The organism is Prauserella shujinwangii, assembly GCF_003001955.1.
Lineage (GTDB): Bacteria > Actinomycetota > Actinomycetes > Mycobacteriales > Pseudonocardiaceae > Qaidamihabitans > Qaidamihabitans shujinwangii.
Map to the genome: position 1 here is coordinate 138,557 of NZ_PVNH01000005.1, position 20,735 is coordinate 159,291.

Annotated in this window: 27 protein-coding genes; 10 read left to right on the forward strand and 17 right to left on the reverse strand. The window is 70.7% G+C overall.

The genetic code is table 11. The annotated features are described in order from the left end of the window. Nucleotides 1–211: 211 nt before the first annotated feature. Nucleotides 212–757 (reverse strand): hypothetical protein, encoded by a 546-nt coding sequence (locus tag B0I33_RS13365; RefSeq protein ID WP_146147490.1) that lies wholly within the window; start codon nucleotides 755–757, stop codon nucleotides 212–214. A gap of 190 nt (nucleotides 758–947) precedes the next feature. Further along, a complete protein-coding gene (locus B0I33_RS13370) occupies nucleotides 948–1,496 on the reverse strand; it encodes a P-loop nucleotide/nucleoside kinase family protein (RefSeq protein ID WP_245900649.1) in 549 nt (182 codons plus the stop codon). A 191-nt stretch (nucleotides 1,497–1,687) separates the two neighbouring features. Here B0I33_RS13370 and B0I33_RS13375 point away from each other — a divergent pair, with 191 nt between their 5' ends. Beyond that, on the forward strand, nucleotides 1,688–2,563 hold the full coding sequence (locus tag B0I33_RS13375; RefSeq protein ID WP_106179073.1) for an aminoglycoside phosphotransferase family protein: 876 nt from the start codon (nucleotides 1,688–1,690) through the stop codon (nucleotides 2,561–2,563). Nucleotides 2,564–2,683: 120 nt separating this feature from the next. On the opposite strand, the gene B0I33_RS13380 is transcribed toward B0I33_RS13375, so the two are convergent. After that, nucleotides 2,684–3,820: an amidohydrolase family protein gene (locus B0I33_RS13380; RefSeq protein ID WP_181193282.1), complete on the reverse strand. Its 1,137-nt coding sequence runs from the start codon at nucleotides 3,818–3,820 to the stop codon at nucleotides 2,684–2,686. Nucleotides 3,821–3,947: 127 nt separating this feature from the next. Here B0I33_RS13380 and B0I33_RS13385 point away from each other — a divergent pair, with 127 nt between their 5' ends. Then, entirely contained in the window at nucleotides 3,948–4,421 is a 474-nt protein-coding gene (locus B0I33_RS13385) for a carboxymuconolactone decarboxylase family protein (protein ID WP_106179075.1), read from the forward strand. A 61-nt stretch (nucleotides 4,422–4,482) separates the two neighbouring features. Here the strand turns inward: B0I33_RS13385 and B0I33_RS29945 are convergent, their stop codons facing one another. After that, complete coding sequence (locus B0I33_RS29945) at nucleotides 4,483–4,737, reverse strand: aminoglycoside adenylyltransferase domain-containing protein (protein WP_181193283.1); 255 nt, start codon at nucleotides 4,735–4,737, stop codon at nucleotides 4,483–4,485. 246 nt (nucleotides 4,738–4,983) lie between these two features. Between B0I33_RS29945 and B0I33_RS13395 the strand changes: the two genes are divergently transcribed. Further along, nucleotides 4,984–5,778, forward strand: a complete 795-nt coding sequence (locus B0I33_RS13395; protein ID WP_106179076.1) for a hypothetical protein — start codon at nucleotides 4,984–4,986, stop codon at nucleotides 5,776–5,778. Nucleotides 5,779–5,791: 13 nt separating this feature from the next. Here B0I33_RS13395 and B0I33_RS13400 read toward each other — a convergent pair whose 3' ends face one another. From B0I33_RS13400 to B0I33_RS13410, 3 genes are all read right to left on the reverse strand, one after another. Continuing rightward, nucleotides 5,792–6,454, reverse strand: coding sequence for a class I SAM-dependent methyltransferase (locus B0I33_RS13400; protein WP_106179077.1), 663 nt, complete (start codon nucleotides 6,452–6,454; stop codon nucleotides 5,792–5,794). A gap of 121 nt (nucleotides 6,455–6,575) precedes the next feature. Continuing rightward, nucleotides 6,576–7,025, reverse strand: a complete 450-nt coding sequence (locus tag B0I33_RS13405) for a hypothetical protein (RefSeq protein WP_146147491.1) — start codon at nucleotides 7,023–7,025, stop codon at nucleotides 6,576–6,578. A 94-nt stretch (nucleotides 7,026–7,119) separates the two neighbouring features. Beyond that, complete coding sequence (locus B0I33_RS13410; RefSeq protein ID WP_106179079.1) at nucleotides 7,120–7,677, reverse strand: GrpB family protein; 558 nt, start codon at nucleotides 7,675–7,677, stop codon at nucleotides 7,120–7,122. 84 nt (nucleotides 7,678–7,761) lie between these two features. Here B0I33_RS13410 and B0I33_RS13415 point away from each other — a divergent pair, with 84 nt between their 5' ends. Further along, nucleotides 7,762–8,157 (forward strand): DUF6176 family protein, encoded by a 396-nt coding sequence (locus tag B0I33_RS13415; RefSeq protein ID WP_106179080.1) that lies wholly within the window; start codon nucleotides 7,762–7,764, stop codon nucleotides 8,155–8,157. Nucleotides 8,158–8,166: 9 nt separating this feature from the next. On the opposite strand, the gene B0I33_RS13420 is transcribed toward B0I33_RS13415, so the two are convergent. Both B0I33_RS13420 and B0I33_RS13425 read right to left on the reverse strand, forming a co-directional pair. Beyond that, complete coding sequence (locus B0I33_RS13420) at nucleotides 8,167–8,529, reverse strand: ArsR/SmtB family transcription factor (protein WP_281259396.1); 363 nt, start codon at nucleotides 8,527–8,529, stop codon at nucleotides 8,167–8,169. 65 nt (nucleotides 8,530–8,594) lie between these two features. Continuing rightward, complete coding sequence (locus B0I33_RS13425; RefSeq protein WP_106179081.1) at nucleotides 8,595–8,942, reverse strand: MmcQ/YjbR family DNA-binding protein; 348 nt, start codon at nucleotides 8,940–8,942, stop codon at nucleotides 8,595–8,597. A 155-nt stretch (nucleotides 8,943–9,097) separates the two neighbouring features. On the opposite strand from B0I33_RS13425, the gene B0I33_RS13430 reads away from it, so the two are divergent. After that, complete coding sequence (locus B0I33_RS13430) at nucleotides 9,098–9,841, forward strand: VanZ family protein (RefSeq protein ID WP_106179082.1); 744 nt, start codon at nucleotides 9,098–9,100, stop codon at nucleotides 9,839–9,841. 126 nt (nucleotides 9,842–9,967) lie between these two features. Here B0I33_RS13430 and B0I33_RS13435 read toward each other — a convergent pair whose 3' ends face one another. Further along, on the reverse strand, nucleotides 9,968–10,321 hold the full coding sequence (locus B0I33_RS13435; RefSeq protein WP_106179083.1) for a VOC family protein: 354 nt from the start codon (nucleotides 10,319–10,321) through the stop codon (nucleotides 9,968–9,970). A 43-nt stretch (nucleotides 10,322–10,364) separates the two neighbouring features. Between B0I33_RS13435 and mug the strand changes: the two genes are divergently transcribed. The 5 genes from mug to B0I33_RS13460 all read left to right on the forward strand — a co-directional run bounded on the left by mug (nucleotide 10,365) and on the right by B0I33_RS13460 (nucleotide 15,088). After that, a complete protein-coding gene (mug, locus tag B0I33_RS13440) occupies nucleotides 10,365–10,907 on the forward strand; it encodes a G/U mismatch-specific DNA glycosylase (protein WP_106179084.1) in 543 nt (180 codons plus the stop codon). A 225-nt stretch (nucleotides 10,908–11,132) separates the two neighbouring features. Next, on the forward strand, nucleotides 11,133–11,909 hold the full coding sequence (locus B0I33_RS13445) for a LuxR C-terminal-related transcriptional regulator (RefSeq protein WP_106179085.1): 777 nt from the start codon (nucleotides 11,133–11,135) through the stop codon (nucleotides 11,907–11,909). Between the two features lie 120 nt (nucleotides 11,910–12,029). Next, complete coding sequence (locus tag B0I33_RS13450; protein WP_106179086.1) at nucleotides 12,030–13,883, forward strand: acyl-CoA dehydrogenase; 1,854 nt, start codon at nucleotides 12,030–12,032, stop codon at nucleotides 13,881–13,883. Between the two features lie 140 nt (nucleotides 13,884–14,023). After that, nucleotides 14,024–14,299 carry a GlsB/YeaQ/YmgE family stress response membrane protein gene (locus B0I33_RS13455; protein WP_106179087.1) on the forward strand — a complete coding sequence of 92 codons (276 nt, stop codon included), beginning with the start codon at nucleotides 14,024–14,026 and terminating at the stop codon, nucleotides 14,297–14,299. 66 nt (nucleotides 14,300–14,365) lie between these two features. Next, complete coding sequence (locus tag B0I33_RS13460) at nucleotides 14,366–15,088, forward strand: leucine-rich repeat domain-containing protein (RefSeq protein WP_106179088.1); 723 nt, start codon at nucleotides 14,366–14,368, stop codon at nucleotides 15,086–15,088. Here the strand turns inward: B0I33_RS13460 and B0I33_RS13465 are convergent. The 7 genes from B0I33_RS13465 to B0I33_RS13495 form a co-directional block, all read right to left on the reverse strand. After that, nucleotides 15,080–16,870 carry a VanW family protein gene (locus tag B0I33_RS13465; RefSeq protein WP_106179089.1) on the reverse strand — a complete coding sequence of 597 codons (1,791 nt, stop codon included), beginning with the start codon at nucleotides 16,868–16,870 and terminating at the stop codon, nucleotides 15,080–15,082. The genes B0I33_RS13460 and B0I33_RS13465 overlap by 9 nt on opposite strands. 50 nt (nucleotides 16,871–16,920) lie before the next feature. After that, nucleotides 16,921–17,274 carry a GroES family chaperonin gene (locus B0I33_RS13470; RefSeq protein ID WP_106179090.1) on the reverse strand — a complete coding sequence of 118 codons (354 nt, stop codon included), beginning with the start codon at nucleotides 17,272–17,274 and terminating at the stop codon, nucleotides 16,921–16,923. A gap of 1 nt (nucleotide 17,275) precedes the next feature. Further along, nucleotides 17,276–19,123: an NHL domain-containing thioredoxin family protein gene (locus B0I33_RS13475; protein WP_106179423.1), complete on the reverse strand. Its 1,848-nt coding sequence runs from the start codon at nucleotides 19,121–19,123 to the stop codon at nucleotides 17,276–17,278. 120 nt (nucleotides 19,124–19,243) lie between these two features. Beyond that, on the reverse strand, nucleotides 19,244–19,633 hold the full coding sequence (locus B0I33_RS13480; protein WP_106179091.1) for a VOC family protein: 390 nt from the start codon (nucleotides 19,631–19,633) through the stop codon (nucleotides 19,244–19,246). Further along, nucleotides 19,630–19,926 (reverse strand): ArsR/SmtB family transcription factor, encoded by a 297-nt coding sequence (locus B0I33_RS13485; RefSeq protein WP_106179092.1) that lies wholly within the window; start codon nucleotides 19,924–19,926, stop codon nucleotides 19,630–19,632. The genes B0I33_RS13480 and B0I33_RS13485 overlap by 4 nt, the downstream gene beginning before the upstream one ends. A gap of 90 nt (nucleotides 19,927–20,016) precedes the next feature. After that, nucleotides 20,017–20,196, reverse strand: a complete 180-nt coding sequence (locus B0I33_RS13490) for a hypothetical protein (protein WP_106179093.1) — start codon at nucleotides 20,194–20,196, stop codon at nucleotides 20,017–20,019. Nucleotides 20,197–20,262: 66 nt separating this feature from the next. Next, on the reverse strand, nucleotides 20,263–20,721 hold the full coding sequence (locus B0I33_RS13495; RefSeq protein ID WP_106179094.1) for an SRPBCC family protein: 459 nt from the start codon (nucleotides 20,719–20,721) through the stop codon (nucleotides 20,263–20,265). Between the last annotated feature and the right edge of the window lie 14 nt (nucleotides 20,722–20,735).

The window sequence follows — 20,735 nt, forward strand, 5'->3', positions numbered from 1 at the left end:
CCGTTTCCTGCCCGAGCCATCCTGACATCTGCGCTCACCTGAAGTCCCCTTCTTGCCGTGATCGTCTAGCCCCGAGCCGCCCGCATCAAGGGCGCCTACGGCGTCGCTACGCGATGGGCAAGCCCACCCTTGACCCGACCAGCACGGGGCTACGGGATGGCAAGGGCGAAGGGGACGGGGGAGAACCGGCCGGTGAGAGCTACGTGTGCAGCTAGCCAACGCGCAATCGAATCTTGGCCAGCCACGGATGCCACAGGCGCAGACTTAACTCACTAACGGCAGCCAGTACAGCCTCTTCTTTGGCATCATCGAGCAGGATGGTTATGGGCTCACCGTCGGGCCCCTCGGGGAAGTGCTGGCTCTCTTGCCGAGCCTCTGTCGCAGCTTCAGCGAACCGTCGTGCAGCCGAACGAGGAACACGGGCGAGGATCGCTGCGGCCTCGAACGAAGCGATAGCGCGGCGGAACTCAAGATAGGGCTGGTCTTCCCAGCGCAGAGCGTCGACCTCATCGATCTTCTCGCGGACAGCCGCGCGGGCAGCCCGCCTGTCTTTTGTTTGCGTCACTTGGGGAGCAATCACACCGCCGATCAACGCGGCGGCAAGGCTTGCACCGATTTGCAACCAGACGGGCATGGATCTCATCTTGACTGACGGCACCACCTGTCGAAGACGCAGGGTAACCACCTCGCGCACCAGGCCCGCGCCGTAGCAACATGCCAACAACATGCCCCGGTCAAGCACGGTCAACAAGGGCATGCACGGCACATACTCGGCCGCAGGTCAGAGCCACTTTCCAGGCTCGTCGCCCTGGTTCCCAAGCTGAGAACGCGGGTTCGATTCCCGTCATCCGCTCCAGCGGGAAACCCCCAGGTCACACACCGTCGAATGTGGACCTGGGGGTTTCTTCGTCCGAGACCAACGCGGGTCGCGTGCAGGCTCACCGGTGTCACCGCCCGACGGCATCGCGGATGCGCCGCGCGGACTCTTCGATACTCAGGGTCGAGGTGTCGATGACAATCCTGTCCCTGTCCCAGGGGTCGTATTCGCGGTTGGTGATCTGCTCCCAGGTCGGCTTGACGAGACCGGCGATGTCGACGACTCGCTCCTCGACGCGGCGCCGGTGTTCCTCGACATCGGTGCAGACGATCTCCACCTCGAGTACCTGTGCGCCTGCCGTGTGCCCCGTTTCGCGCCACGCGTCTCGGCTCGCCCGCACCGGGTTGACCGAGTCCGCGACGACATCCAATCCGACGCGGAGTTGGTCGGCGGCGATGTCGTATCCGACCGCGTAGCCGGGCGGTAGCTCCCAGCCGTTGGTTCGTGCGAATCGACCTTCGGACCGGCCGATAGCGGTCTCAATACTGTCGATCCGGACATACGCTGCAGGTAGCTCAGTAGCCAGCAACCGGGCGACCGCACTCTTGCCGGTCGCGGGGAGACCGCCGACCGAGATCAGCACAGGCTGGCGACGTGGCTTATCCGTTGTTGGAGACACGCCGACGATTGTCGGAGCCGCGACATCCCGGCAACATGCCGCGGTCGACCACGGGCCGGCAGGGGCCACCCGCGCACACCCTGTCCTGCGGGGCAGGGCCGGCTTCCGGTGCCGCCGCGCTGGCCGCATCAGGGCGCTGACCGCGTCGCTACGGGCTGAGCCGCGTACACGTGTCCCGCATACTTCCCGACGTGCCACCACGATCACCCGAACCCGCTGCGCTGCGGGCAGCCGCCGAAAACGCCGGCGCACGCGCGTATGTCGAGGCCGCACGCCTCATTGCCGGAGGTTCGCACGCGCGCACCTGGTTGCTTCGCATCGCGAACCCCGCACGGGAGGTCGTGCTGCGTGAGTTCCCGCCAGGCGACCCCGCCGGCACGAACGAGGCGCGAGTACTCACCATCCTCGACGGCCTCGGGGGTCTCGCGCCGCGATTGATAGCGAACGCCGCTGACGAGAACGGATCGTGGGTGGTCATCACCCGTTTACCGGGGCAGGCAGACATCAGGCCGGCCGATCCGCACCGGTTCGCGACCGAGCTGGGCACGACGCTGGCCCGCCTGCACCGGACTCCCCTGCCCGCGCTCTCCGGTTTGGACAGTCTGCACGACAGGTGGGGCGGCAGCCGTCGCCGACCATCCGGTCCCGCGGCCGGTCTCGTCCTCGAGGCGTGGGATCAGATCCTCACGACACGGCGAGTGCTGACGCACTACGACTTTCAGTCTGGCAACGTTCTGTGGGAAGGCGACACGCTGTCCGGAGTCGTCGACTGGGAGGGAGCGGTGCTCGGCCCGCCCGGTTACGACATCGGGTGGGCCCGGTTCGATCTGTTCCTACTCTACGGCGAGCAGCTCGCCGACGTGTTCCTCAACGCCTACAACACCATCGCCGACATCCCCCTCGAGGATCCGGGCCTATGGGACCTCTGGACGATCGCCCGGTCGCACGTCGGAGTCGAGGACTGGGTACCCAACTACCACGACCTCGGCCGCCCCGATCTGACCGCCACGGAGCTACGGCGCAGGCACACCTGGTGGACCAATCGGACACTGGCCAAGCGACGCTAGCCGCGCGGCCGTACAACAATGGGCGGCCCACCACATGGCTGGACACATCCGTACGAGACCCGACGTAGCGCAGCGAGCCTTCGGCTGGCGGACAACGCACGGACCCGGACCGAGCGGTTCTCAGACCTCGACACGCTGCCCGTTCTGCCACACGGCGCGGATACGGTGGTCCACGTTCGCCAGTTCCGGCGTGGGTCCTTCCAGCAACACGAGATCCGCGCGCAAGCCCGGCTCGACGCGGCCGCGGTCGTGGTCGAGGCGCAGCAACCGGGCGGCTTCCGTGGTCGCGGATCTGATCGCCCCGACGTCACCCAGGCCCGCCTCGGACAGCAATCGCAGTTCGGTCAGCAGGTCGACGTGCGGGCGGTGCGCCAGGTCCGAACCCGCCGCGACCGGAATACCCGCGTCCACAGCCAGTGCGAGCGAACGCCGGTGAGCCGCGGCGGGCTCCTCGCCGCCGAGGTGCGACACCGGGCTCAGTGTCGGCACGTACCAGCAGCCCTGTTCACGCATCGCGGCGACGGCGGCCTCGTCGAGGTAGACCCCGTGCTCGATACTGCGGACACCCGCGTTGGCCGCATCGGCCACCGAACGCGCGGTGTGGGCGTGGGCCATGACGTCCCGGCCACACCGGCCGGCCTCCTCCACCACGGCGGCCAGCTCCGCCTCCGTCGGCGAGACGTCACGTCCCGCGTGTACCGCGTGCAGGGACCCGCTCGCGCCGAGCTTGATCCAGTCGGCACCGGCGCGGACCATTCGCCGCACCGCCGCCCGAGCGGCGTCCGGCCCGTCGAACACCGGATCCGGTAGCGCCGGATCGCCCAGCGAGTCCGTGCACCCGGCATCCGGGCTCCACGTGTCACCGAGCCCGCCCGTCGGAGACAGCTGCCGGAGGCTGGTCAGCAGGTCCGGGCCGCTGATCCAGCCCTCGCGCAGGGCGTGGGAGAAACCCGCGTCCGCGCCCCACGCGTCCCGGACGGTCGTCACGCCCCGGGCGAGCAGCCGGCGAAGCGTCGACACCGCTTCCAGGATCCGGGCGCTGCGCGGCAGGGGAGCCGGACCGGGGGCCGCGACATGAGCGTGGCAGTCGATGAGCCCGGGGATGAGCAGGCTGCCCCGGCAGTCCACCCGGTCACGACATTCCAGATCAGTCCCGACAGCCGCGATCCGCCCATCGCGCACGAGCACGTCGGCACGGTCGATCGAGCCGGTGTCGGGATCGAGGACCATCGCGCCGCTCAGCACTGTCGTCGCCATGCCCCAGATCCTGTCCACGATCCCGGCCCGCCGACCATGCCATCGACCGGATCGGCGCTCTCCGGTCACATTCTGCCGGGCCGCGTCGTCAATGTCGTGTAACGACCGACCTGGCAAGGAGATCTCCATGGACACCCGGTTCAACTACTACGGCAACTCCGTCGCGGCCAAGTTCGTGCGGCACCTCAGCGCGGCGGGCAAGGTCGTATCGGAGTCGGCCCTTCCCGCCGCGACACAGGAACTGGTGAAGATCCGCGCCAGCCAGATCAACGGCTGCGGCTTCTGCACCGACATGCACACCAAAGACGCCATGCACGCCGGGGAAACCCCGGTGCGGCTCAACCTGATCGCGACCTGGCGCGAGGCCACGGTCTTCACCGAAGCCGAGCGGGCCGCTCTCGAACTGACCGAACAGGGCACCCGCATCGCCGACGCCGCCGGTGGCGTCACCGACGAGGCCTGGGCCAATGCCGTCAAGCACTACGACGAGGATCAACTGGCCGCTCTGGTGTCCCTCATCGCCCTCATCAACACCTGGAACCGGATGAACGTCGTCATCCGGCAGCCCGCGGGCGACTACCAGCCCGGCCAGTGGGGGTGAGCCCCCACCGGCACTCCGCACACCCGGTCGGGCTCCCGGCCGGGTGTACGGACCGGGCCGGCTACGAGACTCGGTGACGCGACAACCGGCCGATCTCGGCGACCACCTCGTCGACGCAGGGGCGCACCATCGCCCGTAGCCCCTCGGTCCACGTCTCCTCGGAGTACCGGCTGGTCAGGTACAGCTCCCTGGCGTGTCGCAGCACGGGACGGTGCGGCGGCCGGAGGCGCGGGAGGGCCCAGCTGAGCCGGTGGCGGGCCGACGAGAGGCCGGTCCCGGCGAGCACCATCGTGATCAGCAGGGCCAGATCCGGCATCGGTTCCGGTCGCGGAACCTCACCGGCTCCGAACTCGGTGCGCAGCCACTCCCCGTAGCGGAAGTCGCCGGGCGGCGGGTACCGCCACGGACGAACCGTGCAGGTAGGCGCCGATGACCTGCGGACCGAGGACCTCTCCGAGCAGCCGCACGATCTCCTGTTCCTGGTCCACTGCCCACCCCCGGCATCGAGCACGAAACGGATCCGGACGCGATCGGACCCCCATTCCTTACGTAGGGTGGCGCGATGCGCGTAGCCGTCGCCCAGCTGCCCGCGATGCGGGACAGTACCGACAAGGTGTTCACCACCGACAACGCCGTGATCATGCTGGACGCCACCACTGCCGACGTCCCGGCGGCCGTGCCCGCCGACGCCTACGCCGACCGGCTCGGCCGGGCGCTGCGGGACGCGCTCAACGCCGCGCCCGACGACGACCTCCACGACATTCTCGCCGACGCGATCGGGCGCACCGCCACGGATCTGCGGCTCACCCCCGGCCAGTCGCCGTCGAGCGCGGTCAGCATCGTCCGCGAGACCGACGACCGGCTCGACGTCCTGGTGCTGGGCGGCAACACGGTGGTCCTGCCCGACGAGGTCATCACCGACGACCGCCTGACCGCGCTCGACCTCGCCGCGGACCGGACATACCGGGAACGGCTCGCCGCGGGCGCCGGTTACGACGACGAGCACCGCGCGCTCCTCGCGGAACTCCACACGCAGCAGGCCGAACGCCGCAACCGAGACGACGGTTTCTGGATCGCCGAGGCGGACCCCGGCGCCGCCGAGCACGCGGTCCACAGCAGCCGGTCCCTTGTGGACGCTCGCTGGGCGGTGCTCGCCACCACCGGCGCCTACGAGACCCTGTACCACCTCGGCCTCGACGACTGGCGCAACCTGCTCGAGGCGGACCCCACCGAGCTGAACACCCTGCTCCACGACTGCGAGACCTGGGAGGCACACGCCGATCCCGACGCGGCCGAACTACCCCGCGCCGAACGGCACGCGGACAAGAGCATCGCCGTGGTGTCCTTCGCCCGGTGACCGCGACCCGCGATCACGCCGAGCGTTTGCGGGCGAGCAGGAAGGCCTGCGGGGTCTTCTCCTCGAACTCGCCGTACGTCTCCCGCTCCCGCAGCAGGTGCGCCCGCAGCTCGAACCCGGCCTCGGTCAGCAGCGCGGCGACACGATCCGGCTGCCTGCGGTGGAAGTCGAGCGAGATGTCGAACCCGGCCGCCTCGTCCCGGTGCAGCGGCTCGTCACCGACCTGGAAGGCCAGCTGCAGGTAACCACCCGGGGCGAGCACCCGCTCGAACTCGGCGAAGACCCGCGGCAGCGCGTCGTCGGGCACGTGGATGATCGAGTACCACGCCACGATGCCGCCCAGCGAGCCGTCCGCCAGCTCGAGCGAGGTCATCGAACCCACGTCGAACCGCAGGTCCGGATACGTCCGGCGAGCCACCTCGATCATCGCCGGGGACAGGTCGACGCCGAAGACACGCACCCCGAGCCCGTGCAGGTGCGCCGAGATCCGGCCGGGCCCGCACCCGATGTCCGCGACCGGGCCGAGGTCGTCCCCGCGCACGAGTTCGGCGAACCAGGCGAGCACCGCCCGGTCGCCGGGCCTGCCCGCGAGCTCGCCCTCGATCCATTCCGCGTAGTAGTCGGCGATCGTGTCGTAGGAGGTCCGGGTGCGGGACAGGAAGTCGGTCTCGGTCACGACGGCGAACGTACTCCGGCGGTACGACAGCGGGGAGCGATGAGCCCGGCGGCCGGAGTCCGGCCCGCACTGACGCGACCGCGAATCCGCGGGAGCGCCGCGGGGCTCCCGTCGGCGGTCCTCACGCGCAGTCGCGGGACGCGGAGCCAGGCAGCAGCTGACGGGTCGTCGCGTACCAGAAGTACGAGAACAGGCTGTGGTCGCCGCCGTGGTGCAGCCGCTTGGCCACCTTGTTGTGCGGGTACGCGACGAGACCGTTCGGCAGCAGCACGGTGGCGGCGGAGCTTTCCTGGTCGTACGACCACCGGCCGCCTGCCTGGGCGACCAGCAGTTCGCCGAGATACGAGCCCATCGACATGACCATGTCGTGCTCGGCGGCGGAGTCCGGCTCCGCGCGCACGAACGCCTCGATCACGCCGTCGAGACGGCTCACCTCGGCCGGCTCCCACGTGAACGAGCGCCCGGCCGCTGCCTGCGCCGCCACGAACGACCCTGCCCGGTCGCGCATCGCGGAGGCCATGTCGCCCGCCGACATCCCGCCGCGCCCTCGGCGACGCCACCAGTTACCCATCGAATACCCCTTGCCGGTCAGCCGCCCACGATAGTGGGACGGTCAAGGGCTTCTGCTGACGAGGGGTGACCAAGGGCGCCGCCCTCGGACGCGGTCACTCCCGCCAGCCCGCCCGGGCGAGGATCTCGTCGATCACCGGGCGCTTGGCCTCGGCGTAGTAGTTGATGTCGCGCCACTCCCGCTCCGCCAGCTCCCGCTTGGTCGCCGCGTACAGCTCACGGTCCGTTTCGCTGGTGCGGAGCCGGTCACGAAACGCCAGGTAACGACGCACCTCGACGTGGTCAGGCGGGTAGCAGTGCAGGTTCACCGGCTCGTCAGGGTCGCCCGCGCGCAGTGCCCGGTGCTCCGGCTCGCGGACCCGCAACTCGTAGCCGGCCGCCTCGAGGTCGGGGAGGTAGGCGGGCTCGTCGTCCGGATCGTCGATGCCGACGACGATGTCGACGATCGGCTTCGCCACCAGCCCCGGCACGGACGTCGAGCCGATGTGCTCGACGAGCCGCGCGCGCTCGCCGAGGACGGTCCGCAGTTCGGCGGCGCGCACCTCGAACCGGGCCGCCCAGCCGGGGTCGTGGTCGGCGAGCACCACCCGGGTGCGGCGGAGCCCGCGGACGAGTTTCGCGGAGAGCGTGGCGTCGTCGAGCGCGTCGGCCATGGCCCGACCCTTCCGGCGGACGGCGCGACCGGTCAACCGGATAAATCGCTTCGGCCCGGCGAGTCGTCTCGCTAGCGTGCGGCCATGGACGATCGACCCGCCACGGTCCCGCCCGGCCTCCGCCTCGAACTCACCCGGCACCGGATCAAACCGGGCAGGAGCGCCGAGGTGGACGAGTGGATGCGCATGCTCAACGAACGGGCCGACGAGTGCCGCGCCACCCTGGGGCCCGAGCGCATGGCCGTCGAGGCGATCTTCCGGCTCCGGGACGAGCAGGGCGAGTGGCTCTACTGGTTCGAGCTCTCCGGCGAGGGTGGTTCGGGACTCGACGCCGCGCGTGCCATCGACCGCGACCACATCGCCTACTCGGAGCGGTGCAAGGTACCCGGGCACGTCGCCGCCACTCCGGAGCTGCTGTTGCTCCCGGAGCCGGTCGCCCGGGCCGTCCAGGAGTGGGCCGCATCCGACCGCGAGCAGTGAAGGCCACCTTCACTGCTTTGGCGATGATCTCTCCGCGGTGCCGGAACCGACGTCGCCTGACCGCTCCGCCTCCTCGGCGGCGAGCGCCGCGAAGTTGCCCAGCGTCGTCGACCAGAAGCGGTCGAGATAGTCGCGCAGGACATCCAGTCCGGAGGTGTTCACCCGGTACAGGTGCCGGGTCCCGGCGACCGTCTCCACCAGCAGGTCCGCCTCCTTCAGCACGCGCAGGTGCTGCGAGACGGCGGGACGGGAGATCGGCAGCCGCTCGGCGAGCACTCCGACGGGAAGCGCACCGTCGGCGAGCTCTTCGAGGATCGACCGGCGCATCGGGTGGCCCAGCGCGTCGAGCACGGTGTCAGCGGAAGCAGGCACATTGGTAAGTTTGCACGAACCGTTCGCCAAGAGCAACCGTTCGCCGCAACTTACCTTTGAGCCGCTTAGCCGGGGCCCGCGTCGAACGCCTTCCGCAGGCGAGCCGGCGCCTTGAGCCGCCACGCCTCCTCGACGAGCTCGGCCAGCTGATCGGGGTCCACCAGCTCCAGGTTCACCAGGATCGCGCCGTACCCGTCGTAGTGCGCGGTCGTGGAGAACGCCGGATCTCCGGATCCGAGCAGCGCCTGCTTCTCGTCCAGCTGGCACATCAGCACCAGAGCGCCCTCGGCCTCCGTGCGCAGGCGCGCGAACCCCCTACCCCCGACCTTCAGCGACGGCGTGCGGTACCAGGTCGACTCCTCGACCCCCGGCAGTCGTGCCGCGAGGGCCACGACGTCTTCCCACGTGGGCATGTCCCACCTCCTCGCGGCCATCCTCGCGCCGCCGCCCGCCCGGCGCTTGGCAGAACGGGAACCGACCGGCCATCGGCCGACCGGCCGATCCCGGACCCGGGTGGCGGCCCATCGACCGAGGTCAGCCGAGGTGTCCCGGCCCTAGCGTCGGGATCATGACGACGGCACAGGTCTCGGCACTGCGCGACGGGCTCCTCGCGGCCCTCGCGGTGTGGTCCACCCTGCTCATCCCGCAGCTGATCAGCCACCGCGCCCGGTTCGGCCGCATCCGGCCCGCGCGGCTGGCCCTCTCCGGCGCCGTGGTGGCCTACGCCTGCCTCGCACTGGCCGTGGTGCTCCTGCCGCTGCCCGACCCCGAAGGACCCCGGCTGGAACAGACCGTCCAGCTCGTGCCGTTCCAGTGGGTCGGCGACATCGGCACCGAACTGGCGAAGTACGGCAGGCCCGCCTCGGAGGCACTGCTGACGCAGACGTTCCAGCAGGCCTGCATGAACGTGCTGCTGTTCGTGCCGTTCGGACTGCTCGCCAGGTCGCTGTGGCGGCGTGGCCTCCTCCGCACCACGCTGCTCGGTCTCGGCATCTCACTGCTGATCGAGACCACGCAGCTGACCGCCAACTTCGGCACCGCGCCGTTCGTCTACCGCGTCTTCGACGTCGACGACCTCATGAACAACACGGCCGGAGCGGCGCTCGGCTGGATCGCGGCCAGCCTGTTCGTGGCGCTGCGGAACGCGACCCGCACGGTCAGGTCGGCGGGCGCCGCCCGGCCCGCTCCCGCAGCCGCATCGGGGCCAGCGGGTCGGCCTCACCAAGTCGCGCGAGCCGTGCCTGCCGTTGCTGCGCATGCCGCCGTTCGGCCCGCTGGTCCTCCAGCAGGACAGTGGCCGCCGCGGCGATGAGAACCAGTACGGCGAGGCCGATGACCAATGCGGGTTGCACGCCATCCCCCTTGATGCCGTCTTGTGCGCCAGGTCACACAGCGTACGCATTTCGCGACGGCTTCGCCACCCCCGACGTTGGCCCGGTCAGCGGGGCGGCAGCACGCAGAACTCGTTGCCCTCGGGATCGGCGAGCACGACCCACGGGTGCCGGTCCTCGTCGGCCAGCACCCGCGCCCCGAGCGCGACGAGCCGCTCGACCTCGGTGCGCTGGTCGCCCGCACCGGGTGCGACGTCGAGGTGCAGGCGGTTCTTGCCCGCCTTGCCCTCGGGCACGGGCTGGAACAACAGCGTCGGCTCGCCGTCGAGCTGGACGTACTCCAGCCCGTCGGCGTCACGCCAGCGGCGCGGTTCCGGGTAGCCGAGAGCCGAACGCCAGAACGCGGCGAGCGTCTCGGCGTCGGTGCAGTCCACGGCCACGGCGATCACTCGAGCGGTCATGGCTCCTGCGTACCGCGTTCGCAGCCGGGGCACACTCCGGGGCATGGCCCGACCGACGAAAGCCGAGCTCGCCGCGGCGCACGGACGCGGCATCCAGGACGTGATCGCGCCGGGGTTGCGCGTGCTGTTCTGCGGCATCAACCCCGGTCTCCACTCGGGCGCCACCGGCCACCACTTCGCCCACCCCGGAAACCGGTTCTGGCCCGCGTTGTACCGCAGCGGCTTCACTCCCCGCAGGCTCACGGCCGACGAACAGGAGGAACTCCTCGACTACGGCCTCGGCATCACCAACCTCGTCAACCGGACGACCGCACGCGCCGACGAGCTCAGCACCGAGGAACTGCGCGCGGGTGGCGAAGATCTCGTCCGCAAGGTGCTCGAGTATCGCCCGCGGTGGCTCGCCGTGGTGGGCATCACGGCATACCGGGCCGCGTTCGGCAGGCCCAAGGCCGCCGTGGGACCGCAGGAGGAGCAGGTCGGGGCCACGAACGTGTGGCTGCTGCCCAACCCGAGTGGGCTGAACGCGCACTGGACTCCCGCCACGCTCGCCGAGGAGTTCGCGCGCCTGCGGGCCGCCTCGTCGTAACCCACCGTGTCGCCGCGTACGCGGTGCATCAGCGCAGCTCAGCGCAGGCACACCCCCCGCTCGGGGGAATCTCCGTCACGGATTAAATGAATGGTCGTCCAAAGCGTCACGAGGTGATGGGTGCCGAGTCCCAGCAGGGGGGACTGGCCCGACCTCGCAGGGGGGCCGTGCGATGCGGCGAGCGAACGCGCCCTGTGACCGGGGCGTGAGGGAGACGGAGAGCGAATGGCGCACAACATGGACTCCAGCCGGGCAGCGTCCGGCCTTGGCGCGGCGGGCACGAGGGCGCTGACCGTCGCCGCGCTCGACCCGGTGCCGATCTTCCGGGAGGGCCTGAGTGCGCTCGTGCACCGCACGCCGGGCCTGCGCTGGCTCGGGCACGCGGCCACCCACCATGCCGCGCTGCAGCTGTGCGATCAGCTGCGGCCCAACATCGTGATCGTCGACTCGGGGCTCGACCCCAACTGCCACCTCATCCGGCTGCTGTGCGACGGCGACCCCGCGCTGGTCGTGATCGTGCTGGTCCGCGACTCCCAGCGCACGCCCGGGTTCCTGTCCACCGCCGTCGCCGCGGGCGCGCACGCGACCGTGCCGAGGTCGGCCGACCCGCGCCGGGTCACCGAGGCCATCCGGCGGGCACACACGGACCGGCGCTACGTCGACCCGGCCCTGGCTTCGCTGACCGCCCGGCCGAAGCGGCACACCACCGCCCCGAACGGGCAGCCCGCCGCGCAGGGAAACCGGCCGCAGATGCCGCTGTCCCGGCGGGAGTACCAGGTCCTGCAGCTCGTGGCGGAGGGACTCGAGAACTCCGCGATAGCCAAGGTGCTGTACCTGTCCGTCGAGACGGTGCGCACGCACGTGAAGAGCATCCTGCGCAAGCTCTCCGCCCGTGACCGGACACATGCCGTGACCACCGCCTTCCGCAGCGGCATCCTGATCGCGAGGCCGGACGACGCCGTGGACCCCACGACCGAGATCCGTACATCACAAACCAGGTGAACGCGCTTGCCGCCGGTTACCAGCAGGTAATACCCTCATGTTACCGGCCAGTAGGGCAGCGATGTCCACCGCAAAGGCAGTGCCCAGCCGGAGTGCCGAACAACCGTACGGAGTAACGACATGGGCCACTACAAGAGCAACGTCCGTGACCTCGAGTTCAACCTGTTCGAGGTGCTGGGCGTCCAGGAGCGCCTGGGCAAGGGCGTCCTCGCCGACTCGGACGAGGAGACCGCCCGCGGCGTCCTCGCCGAGCTGAACAACCTCGCCGTCGGCCCACTGGCCGAGTCCTTCGCCGACGCCGACCGCAACCCGCCGGTCTACGACCCCAAGACCTTCTCGGCCACGCTGCCGGAGTCGTTCAAGAAGAGCTACCAGGCGCTCTGGGACGGCGAGTGGTGGCGCATCGGCCTGACCAACGAGCTGGGCGGCTTCGGCCTGCCCCCGACGGTGCAGTGGGCCGCGTCCGAGCTGATCCTCGGCGCCAACCCCGCGCTGTTCATGTACATGGCGGGCCCGAACTTCGCGATGATCCTCGACCGCAACGGCACCGAGGAGCAGAAGCGCTGGGCCCGCCTCATGATCGAGCGCGCATGGGGCGCCACCATGGTGCTGACCGAGCCGGACGCCGGTTCCGACGTCGGCGCGGGCCGCACCAAGGCCGTGCTCCAGGAAGACGGCTCCTGGCACCTGGAGGGCGTCAAGCGCTTCATCACCTCGGGCGACCAGGACATGACCGAGAACATCATGCATCTGGTGCTGGCCCGGCCCGAGGGGCCGGGTATCGAGCCGAAGCCCGGCACCAAGGGCCTGTCGCTGTTCCTCGTGCCGAAGTACCACTTCGACACCGAGACCGGTGAGCCCGGCGAGCGCAACGGCGCCTTCGTCACCGGAGTCGAGCACAAGATGGGCCTCAAGGTCTCCACGACCTGCGAGCTCACGTTCGGCCAGCACGGCGTCCCGGCCAAGGGCTGGCTGCTCGGCGAGGTGCACGACGGCATCGCGCAGATGTTCCAGGTCATCGAGTACGCGCGGATGATGGTGGGCACCAAGGCCATCGCGACGCTGTCCACCGGCTACCTCAACGCGCTGGAGTACGCCAAGGAGCGCGTGCAGGGCGCCGACCTCACGCAGATGCTCGACAAGACCGCACCGCGCGTGACCATCACGCACCACCCGGACGTGCGGCGCTCGCTGATGCTGCAGAAGGCCTACGCCGAGGGCCTGCGGGCGGTGTACCTCTACACCGCGTCGTTCCAGGACCAGGTCTGGGTCGGGGAGGGCGACGGTGCCGACGCCGAGTCGCTCGACCTCGCCGAGCGGGTCAACGACCTGCTGCTGCCGATCGTCAAGGGCGTCGGGTCCGAACGAGCCACCGAGCAGCTCGTGCAGTCGCTGCAGACCCTGGGCGGCTCCGGCTTCCTGCAGGACTACCCGATCGAGCAGTACATCCGCGACGCGAAGATCGACTCGCTGTACGAGGGCACCACGGCCATCCAGTCGATGGACTTTTTCTTCCGCAAGATCGTCCGCGACAAGGGCAAGGCGCTCACCTACATCGCCGGTGAGATCACCAAGTTCATCGAGTCGGAGGCGGGCAACGGCAGGCTCAAGGCCGAGCGCGCGCTGCTGAAGCAGGCCCTGGACGACACGCAGGCCATGCTCGGCACGATGATCGGCTACCTGACCGCCTCGCAGGAGGACGCGAAGAGCGTCTACAAGGTCGGTCAGCACACCGTGCGCCTGCTCATGTCGGCCGGTGACCTGCTCGTCGGCTGGCAGCTGCTCCGTCAGGCCGAGGTGGCGCAGGCGAAGCTCGACGCGGGTGCGTCCACGAAGGACGCTCCGTTCTACCAGGGCAAGCTCGCCGTGGCCTCGTTCTTCGCCAAGACCGTGCTGCCGGAGCTGTCCGCCCGGCGGGCGATCGTGGAGGCCGCCGACAACGACCTGATGGAGATCGACGAAGCCGCCTTCTGATCCGGCGGCGCAATCCGTGACCGGAGGCCGCCCTCACCGCTTCGGCGGAAGAGGGCGGCCTCCACTGGCTCCAGGCGTGTTCCGGAGCGAGAATGGGTAACCCGGACGGGTAAACCGTTCATCGGCATAGGAGAAGCACCATGGCTGTCTCGGGAATCATCTCCGCGATCCTGGTCGGGCTGGTACTGGGTGTGCTGGGCAGGCTGGTCGCCCCGGGCAAGCAGAACATCCCCATCTGGCTGACCATTGTGGTCGGCATCGTCGCCGCCTTCATCGGCACCGCGATCGCCCGCGGTCTCGGCTACGCGGACACCGACGGCTGGGACTGGCTCGAGTTCATCACGCAGGTCGTCCTGGCAGGCGTGGGCGTCTCCCTGGTGGCAGGCATGTACTCCAAACGGCGCATCCGGCGCTGATCCGATACTCCGTTCCGGCGGGCCCGCGCACGGTGGTGCGCGGGCCCGCCGCTAGTTTCGGCCCCTGTGGACGAACGCGTGCTCGACGTCAGCGGCCAGGACCTCACCGAACTTCCCGAACCCGGCGGACGGTTCCCCGGCCTCGAAACGCTCAACGCCTGGCGCAACCGACTGCGCGCGCTGCCGGACTGGCTGTGGGAACAGCACGGGTTGCGCGTGCTCATCGTCGCCGAGAACGAGCTGACGGGGCTGTCGCCGCGCATCGCCGAGCTCACCGCCCTGCACACCCTCGATCTCGGGCACAACCGCCTGACGGCCGTACCGGACGAGCTCGGCACCCTGCCCGGCCTCACCGAGTACCTCTACCTCAGCGACAACCGGCTGACCGAGCTGCCGGACGCGCTCTGCGGGCTGCACCGGCTGCGCTACCTCGGCGTCACCGACAACCTGCTGACCGAGCTGCCCCGCGACCTTTCCGGGCTGGCCGCCCTGCGCGAGTTCCGCCTCTACCGCAACGCGCTCACGGCGTTGCCCGACTCGATCGGGGAGCTCACCGCGCTGCGCGAGCTGCACCTGCGCGGCAACCGGCTGCTCCGCCTTCCCGGATCCGTCGGCAGGCTCACCGATCTGCGCCTGCTCGACCTGCGCGACAACGGGCTGCGGGAGCTGCCGCGCGCGCTGCTCGGCCTGCCCCGGCTCGCGAAGCTGGACCTGCGCTGGAACCCCGACCTGCGATCGCCCACCTGGCTGGCGGAACTGGAGGCGGCCGACTGCGTCGTCCTACGTTGACCGCACGCACAGCACCACCGGTCGCGGCGCGTACCGCACCTGCCTGGTCTGCCTGCCGACCTCCCTGCCGGAGTCCAGCTCGTACCTGATCCGCGTGTCGGACACCCGGAAACCCGGCTCGCCACGTGAGGGCGTGCAGTCGCCGCCCCTTTCGCGGACGATCGGAGGCGGCTCGAAGCCGGACCGTCCACTCGTCACACTGTCGACGCGGTAGTGCCTGGTGCCCCACAACGTCACCGTCACCGACGAGCCGGAGGCTCGCGTCTGGATCGCGATGCCCTTCGGCGTGTCGTTGGTGAACGAGTAGTCCACACTGGATCCGTCAGGACGCAGCGAAATCGCGTCGCGGGCAAACGGGTAGCGGTCGAGGTGGTAGGGGTGTTCGGTGTGCCCGGCGTCCGCCAGGCCGGCGAGGTAGACGGCGTTGTGAAGCGTGCTGGTGAACTGCGAGACCCCGCCGCCGATCACCGGGCGGCCCGTGCCGTCCTCGTACACCGGCGCCCGGACGTAGCCCTGTGACCTCGTGCGCGGGCCGGTGTGCGCATCGAGGCTGAATGTCTCGCCCGGCCGCACGATCACCCCGTTCACCGCCCGCGCGATCGTCGCGACGTTCCGCGCGACGGCTCCCGCCATGCCGTCCGTGGTGAACTCGGCGACGACCTCCACGATGCCGAGCCGCTCGATCTCCGCGGTGGTGACGTCGGGCCGCCGGGTGTCGTAGACGACCCGCAGCTCACGTCCGTCCCGGCTGGTCGCCACGTCGACGAAGGGCGCGAACGTCCGTGCCCAGTCGATGCGCCTGCCCGGTGCGCCTGCCCGCACCTCCGGCCGGGAACCGGTGAACACGAGGTTCGCGTCCCGGGCAGGCTCCTCCGTCCGGCCGAGCTCGGCGCGGACCGCCTGCCGCAACCGGGAGCGGTCGACCTCGACCGCGAGCCCGCCGTCGGCGGGCCGGAAGCTCAGCGCACCGGCGATCTCCCTCGGCGCGAGCACCGCCTCCGCGCCGTCCCCGCGGAACCGCACCGGGCCGGACACCATCGGCTCGACGGTGTCCCGCAGGGTCGCGTGCACCCCCTCCGGGGTCGTCTCGGGCGGTTCCACCTCCACGGGCACCTCCACCGGACCGGCTGCCGGCCAGCCGTTCGCGACCAGCCGTGCGGCCCGGTCGACGTCGGCGAGCCGCTGGCCCGGCCTCGGCTCCACCACGAACGGGTGCACCGTGCCCCCACCCGAGTCGGTCCGGAACCCGATGTCGCCCTCGATCACGTCGCGGTCGATCCGGTCCCGCGCCAGCCCGGTGAGGGTGTCCCGCAGCCGCTGCGCGTCGACGGTGGTCACCAGGCCGACCTCCCGCGAGCCGAAGAACGACCGCAACCGGGTGAGGGGATCGAGCGGCTGCCTGCCCGCGCGTTCCACCGTCCCCGCCCAGTCGAGACCGAGCCCGGACTCGACCGGGTCGAGCCGCACCTCGACGTTCCCCGCGCGCACGGTGAGCGGTTCGGTGCGGAGGTGGTCCAGCTCGTGCCGCAGCGTCGACTCGGCGGCCGACCGGCTCAGCCCGCCGACCGGCACCCCGGACACGGTGACGCCACGGGGCACGTCACCCGCGCTGGCCATCAGGTCCGCGGCATAGAGCACCGCGAACAGCGCGAGCAGGCCCCCGGCGACCATGCACACCCGGCCCACCCAGCCGCGGATCCGCCTGCCCACCGTGGGCGGCGCCATGGCGGCCCGATCGCCGGCGAACAGCTCGTCGACGAGGTCCGGATCGGAGTCCGCCATGGTGCCGCTCCCGCTGCCGAGGGGTGACCTAGCAGGGGCCTACGAGTCGCCTACAAGTAGAGCCCCGTTCCGTGTTCGGTGCGCTCACTCGCCACAGCATGAATGTCCCGCTCGCGCATGACCAGGTACGACTCGCCCTGGATCTCCACCTCAAGCTGGTCCTCGGGGTTGAAGAGCACCCGATCGGCGACCTTCACGTTGCGTACGTTGTTACCTACTCCCAGTACATCACCCCAGGACAGCCTGCGTGCGACCTGGGCGGTCGCGGGGATCACGATGCCGCCGCCGCTGCGCCGCTCGCCGTCGTCGCGGGGGACGCGGACGAGGACACGGTCGTGCAGCATCTGGATCTCGAGCTTCGCGTCCGGTCCGACCGAGCTGTTGGGTTCTGCCACGAGTGTCATGCTACGACCTGGGCGCTCCCGCCATGACCAGGCGAAGGTTGCCGTCTCCCTCCGGATCGAGACGCACCGGAACGCCCCAGTCCTGCCGGGTGACGCGGCAGGCGGGGTGTTCGGCACCGGAAGTGTCGTCGTCGCAGCTGGCGGCCTGCGCGACCACCTGCAGCACACCCTCGCGGGGGCCGTCGGCGGCGGCACTGAGCCGGATGACACGGCTCAGCTCCGTGCCGGTGCCCGCGCCGTCCGCGAGCAGCTCCGGCGGCGAGGCACTCACCTCCAGCCGCGTCGAAGGGCCGAACCGGTCGTCCAGCTTCTCCCCGGGCGGCGGCACGAACTCCACGGAGAACTCCACCTCGCCCGGCGCGAGCACGGTCGGCGGCCTGCGCACCGCGTGCGGGTCTCCGGTCACGTCCTCGGCGGCACCCTCCTCCAGCGCCCGCAGCCGGTGGGCCGCCGACTCCACGACCAGCACCCTGCCCTCGGTCACCACCAGTCCGGACGGCTCCGCGACGCCCCTGGCGAGGGTCGAGACCTCGCCGGTGCCGGGGTCGTAGCGGCGCACCGCGCCGTTGTAGGTGTCGGCCACGCCGATGGCGCCGTCCGGCAGGACCGCGACGCCGAGCGGATGCTGCAGCAGCGCGTCGGCTGCGGGCCCGTCCCGGTGGCCGAAGGAGAACAGGTCCGTGCCGACGGCGGTGTGCACGGTGAACCCGTCCCCGTCCCGCTCGACCCGGCGCACCGCGGAGGTCTCGGCGTCGGCGAACCACAGCCGCTCACCGTCGGCGGCGAGCCCGGAGGGCTGGGCGAGGAACGCCTCCTCCGCCGCGCCGTCGCGCAGACCCTCCACGGTGGTGCCCGCGAGCCTGCGCACCGTGCCCGCGACGGGATCGAACACGCCGAGCGTGTGATTGCCCGCCATGGCGATCACGAGCCCGTCCACGGCGTCCCACCACTCGACGTCCCACGGGCTGGTCAGGTCCGTCCGGAGCGCGGGACCCTCGGCAGGCCCGTCCCGCCACTGCCGCCCGGTGCCCGCGACCGTGCGCACGCCGCCCGTGCGCAGGTCGACACCGCGGAGCAGGTGGTTGGCCGTGTCGGCCACAACGAGGTGGTAGCCCACCTGGTCGGCGACCCCGGCGGGCAGCAGCGCCAGCCCGGCGGGCTCGGCGAAGGTCGCCACGTCGAACGCGCCGTCCCGCGCGCCCCGCTCTCCGCTGCCGAAGCGGCGGATCACGGTCTCGGCGTCGGAGGCGAACTCGGCGACCGAGTGGTGCGCGCTGTCGGCGACGAGGACGCGCCCCTCGGCGGTGACCACCGCCTTGCCCGGGAAACGCAGCTCGGTGCCGTTCGTGGCATCCGGGTCGTCGGCCCCGGCCGCCACGTACGGGCTGTCCCCTCGGCGCAGCGTGCCCTTGCCGTCGTGCTCGCGCACGAGGTCGGCGAGCACCCTGCGCAGCGCCTCGCCGTGCCCCTCACCCGCGGCGACGTGCACGACGTAGCCCTCCGGGTCGACGACGACGAGCGTGGGCCAGGCCTTGACGGCGTACTGCTGCCACGTGGTGAGGTCCGGGTCGTTGAGCACCGGGTGGTGCACGCCGTACCGCTCGACGGCGGCCTCGATCGCGGCCGCCTCGCCCTCGTGCAGGAACTTGGGCGAGTGCACGCCGATCGTGACGAGCACGTCGGCGAACTCCTCCTCGATCGGGCGCAGCTCGTCCAGCACGTGCAGGCAGTTGATGCAGCCGGACGTCCAGAAGTCCAGCAACACGATCTTGCCGCGCAGTTCGGCGAGCCGCAGGGGGCTGCCGCCGGTGTTCAGCCAGACGTCACCGGCGAGTTCGGGGGCCCGCACACGCGCGGCCGGGTTCGTCGCACTCACACCCCCACTCAACGCGATGCCCGGCGGGCACCTTCCCACCGGGGTGGGCAGATGTGACCCGGCCGTCAGCGGCGGCGAGCACCGGGCGGACGGCTACTTCATGGTGGCCAGCTGGATCAGGTTGCCGCAGGTGTCGTCGAGGACGGCGGTGACCACCGGCCCCAGGTCGGTCGCCTCCTGGGTGAACTCGACGCCCAGCCCCTTGAGTCGCTCGACCTCGGCGTAGACGTCGTCCACGGCGAACTGGGTGAACGGGATGCCGTCGGCGACCAGGGCCTGCTTGAACGGGCCGACGGCCGGGTGACCGTCCGGCTCCAGCAGCAACTCGACGCCGTCCGGGTCGGCGGGGGAGACCACGGTGAGCCAGCGGGCGCCGCCCGCGGGCTCGTCGGTCTTCTTGATGAACCCGAGCTTCTCCGTGTAGAAGGCCAGCGCCTTGGCCTGGTCGTCGACGAGCACGCTGGTGATATTGATGCGGATCATGACTTCGGTTCCTCTCGGTCGATCGGCCACCGCTCGACGATCGAACGCAGCGGGCTCGGGTCGATGTGATGGAACTTGTACCGGCCCTGCCGGCGGGTACGCACCAGCCCCGCCTGTTCGAGCACCGCGAGGTGCTGCGAGATCGCCTGCCGGGAGGAGCCGAGGCCGTGCTTCATGGCCAGCCGGCCGCAGATCTCGAACAGCGTCTGACCGTCCCGTTCGGTCAGCTCGTCCAGGATGATGCGCCGCGTCGCGTCGCCGATCGCCTTGAACAGGTCGGGTTCCGCGTCCACGGACCCGTTATAGGCAAGTTACTACTTGCCTGTCAAGCGACGGCTCCGGTGGCGTGAGCGGGACGGTTTCCGGCCGTCGCGGTGCGGCCGTCAGCGGCCGCGCAGGTCCTTCAGCGGGCCGCCGGCGGGTTCGGTGAGGGTGACGGTCGGGGTACGGGTGCCGGTCTGCCACAGCTTCGGCGCGGACGAGGCCGGGTGCCTCTCCTCACCGCACGCGGCGGTGAGACCGGCCAGGGCGACGACGGCGACGATCGTGACGGCGAGTCGCATGTGATTGCCTGTGCTCTGCGTGAGGGAACGGACGACAACCGCACATCGCCGCCGGAGCACCGCGTGTTACGACTCAGCGCGTTCCTTCAGCCGACGGAGCGTGGCGGCGATGTTGGCCCGGTTCCGCTCGTCCCGGTCACGCACGCCGACGACCGGCCCGGACACGGCGCGGAACCAGCCAGGGCGCCGGTCCCACGTGCGTTCGGTCACCCTGCAGCCGCCTTCGGCCTGCTCGATGTCGTACTGCCAGCGCGAGACCCGGATCGGGCCGAACGTCACCTCGAACGCGAACCGCGCGCCCTCGTCCGCCTCGTCGATCGTGCAGAACGTGCTCCAGCGGCGGATGCCGTTGCGGTTGTCCCCCCGGAAACGGGCGCCCGGCCGCGCCCGCGTCGCCCCGCCCAGCCAGCGGTAACCCGTGTACTCGCCGGCCAGCTCCGCCAGCGTCCCCGGGTCGCTGATCAGCGCGTACACCCGCTCGGCAGGCGCGTCGATGTCGATCCGCCCCATCGCGTTCGGCTCCATGGCAAGCAACATAC

Bases quoted from the DNA above. Each gene is read 5' to 3' on its own strand.
- B0I33_RS13435 (WP_106179083.1), bottom strand. From the start codon at position 10,321: ATGACCGCTCGAGTGATCGCCGTGGCCGTGGACTGCACCGACGCCGAG.
- B0I33_RS13490 (WP_106179093.1), bottom strand. From the start codon at position 20,196: ATGCGACTCGCCGTCACGATCGTCGCCGTCGTCGCCCTGGCCGGTCTC.
- B0I33_RS13385 (WP_106179075.1), top strand. From the start codon at position 3,948: ATGGACACCCGGTTCAACTACTACGGCAACTCCGTCGCGGCCAAGTTC.
- B0I33_RS13365 (WP_146147490.1), bottom strand. From the start codon at position 757: ATGCCCTTGTTGACCGTGCTTGACCGGGGCATGTTGTTGGCATGTTGC.
- B0I33_RS29945 (WP_181193283.1), bottom strand. From the start codon at position 4,737: ATGCCGGATCTGGCCCTGCTGATCACGATGGTGCTCGCCGGGACCGGC.
- B0I33_RS13410 (WP_106179079.1), bottom strand. From the start codon at position 7,677: ATGGCCGACGCGCTCGACGACGCCACGCTCTCCGCGAAACTCGTCCGC.
- B0I33_RS13430 (WP_106179082.1), top strand. From the start codon at position 9,098: ATGACGACGGCACAGGTCTCGGCACTGCGCGACGGGCTCCTCGCGGCC.
- B0I33_RS13470 (WP_106179090.1), bottom strand. From the start codon at position 17,274: ATGACACTCGTGGCAGAACCCAACAGCTCGGTCGGACCGGACGCGAAG.
- B0I33_RS13455 (WP_106179087.1), top strand. From the start codon at position 14,024: ATGGCTGTCTCGGGAATCATCTCCGCGATCCTGGTCGGGCTGGTACTG.
- B0I33_RS13465 (WP_106179089.1), bottom strand. From the start codon at position 16,870: ATGGCGGACTCCGATCCGGACCTCGTCGACGAGCTGTTCGCCGGCGAT.
- B0I33_RS13380 (WP_181193282.1), bottom strand. From the start codon at position 3,820: ATGGCGACGACAGTGCTGAGCGGCGCGATGGTCCTCGATCCCGACACC.
- B0I33_RS13395 (WP_106179076.1), top strand. From the start codon at position 4,984: ATGCGCGTAGCCGTCGCCCAGCTGCCCGCGATGCGGGACAGTACCGAC.
- B0I33_RS13405 (WP_146147491.1), bottom strand. From the start codon at position 7,025: ATGGGTAACTGGTGGCGTCGCCGAGGGCGCGGCGGGATGTCGGCGGGC.
- B0I33_RS13415 (WP_106179080.1), top strand. From the start codon at position 7,762: ATGGACGATCGACCCGCCACGGTCCCGCCCGGCCTCCGCCTCGAACTC.
- B0I33_RS13450 (WP_106179086.1), top strand. From the start codon at position 12,030: ATGGGCCACTACAAGAGCAACGTCCGTGACCTCGAGTTCAACCTGTTC.
- B0I33_RS13495 (WP_106179094.1), bottom strand. From the start codon at position 20,721: ATGGAGCCGAACGCGATGGGGCGGATCGACATCGACGCGCCTGCCGAG.
- mug (WP_106179084.1), top strand. From the start codon at position 10,365: ATGGCCCGACCGACGAAAGCCGAGCTCGCCGCGGCGCACGGACGCGGC.
- B0I33_RS13480 (WP_106179091.1), bottom strand. From the start codon at position 19,633: ATGATCCGCATCAATATCACCAGCGTGCTCGTCGACGACCAGGCCAAG.
- B0I33_RS13445 (WP_106179085.1), top strand. From the start codon at position 11,133: ATGGCGCACAACATGGACTCCAGCCGGGCAGCGTCCGGCCTTGGCGCG.
- B0I33_RS13425 (WP_106179081.1), bottom strand. From the start codon at position 8,942: ATGCCCACGTGGGAAGACGTCGTGGCCCTCGCGGCACGACTGCCGGGG.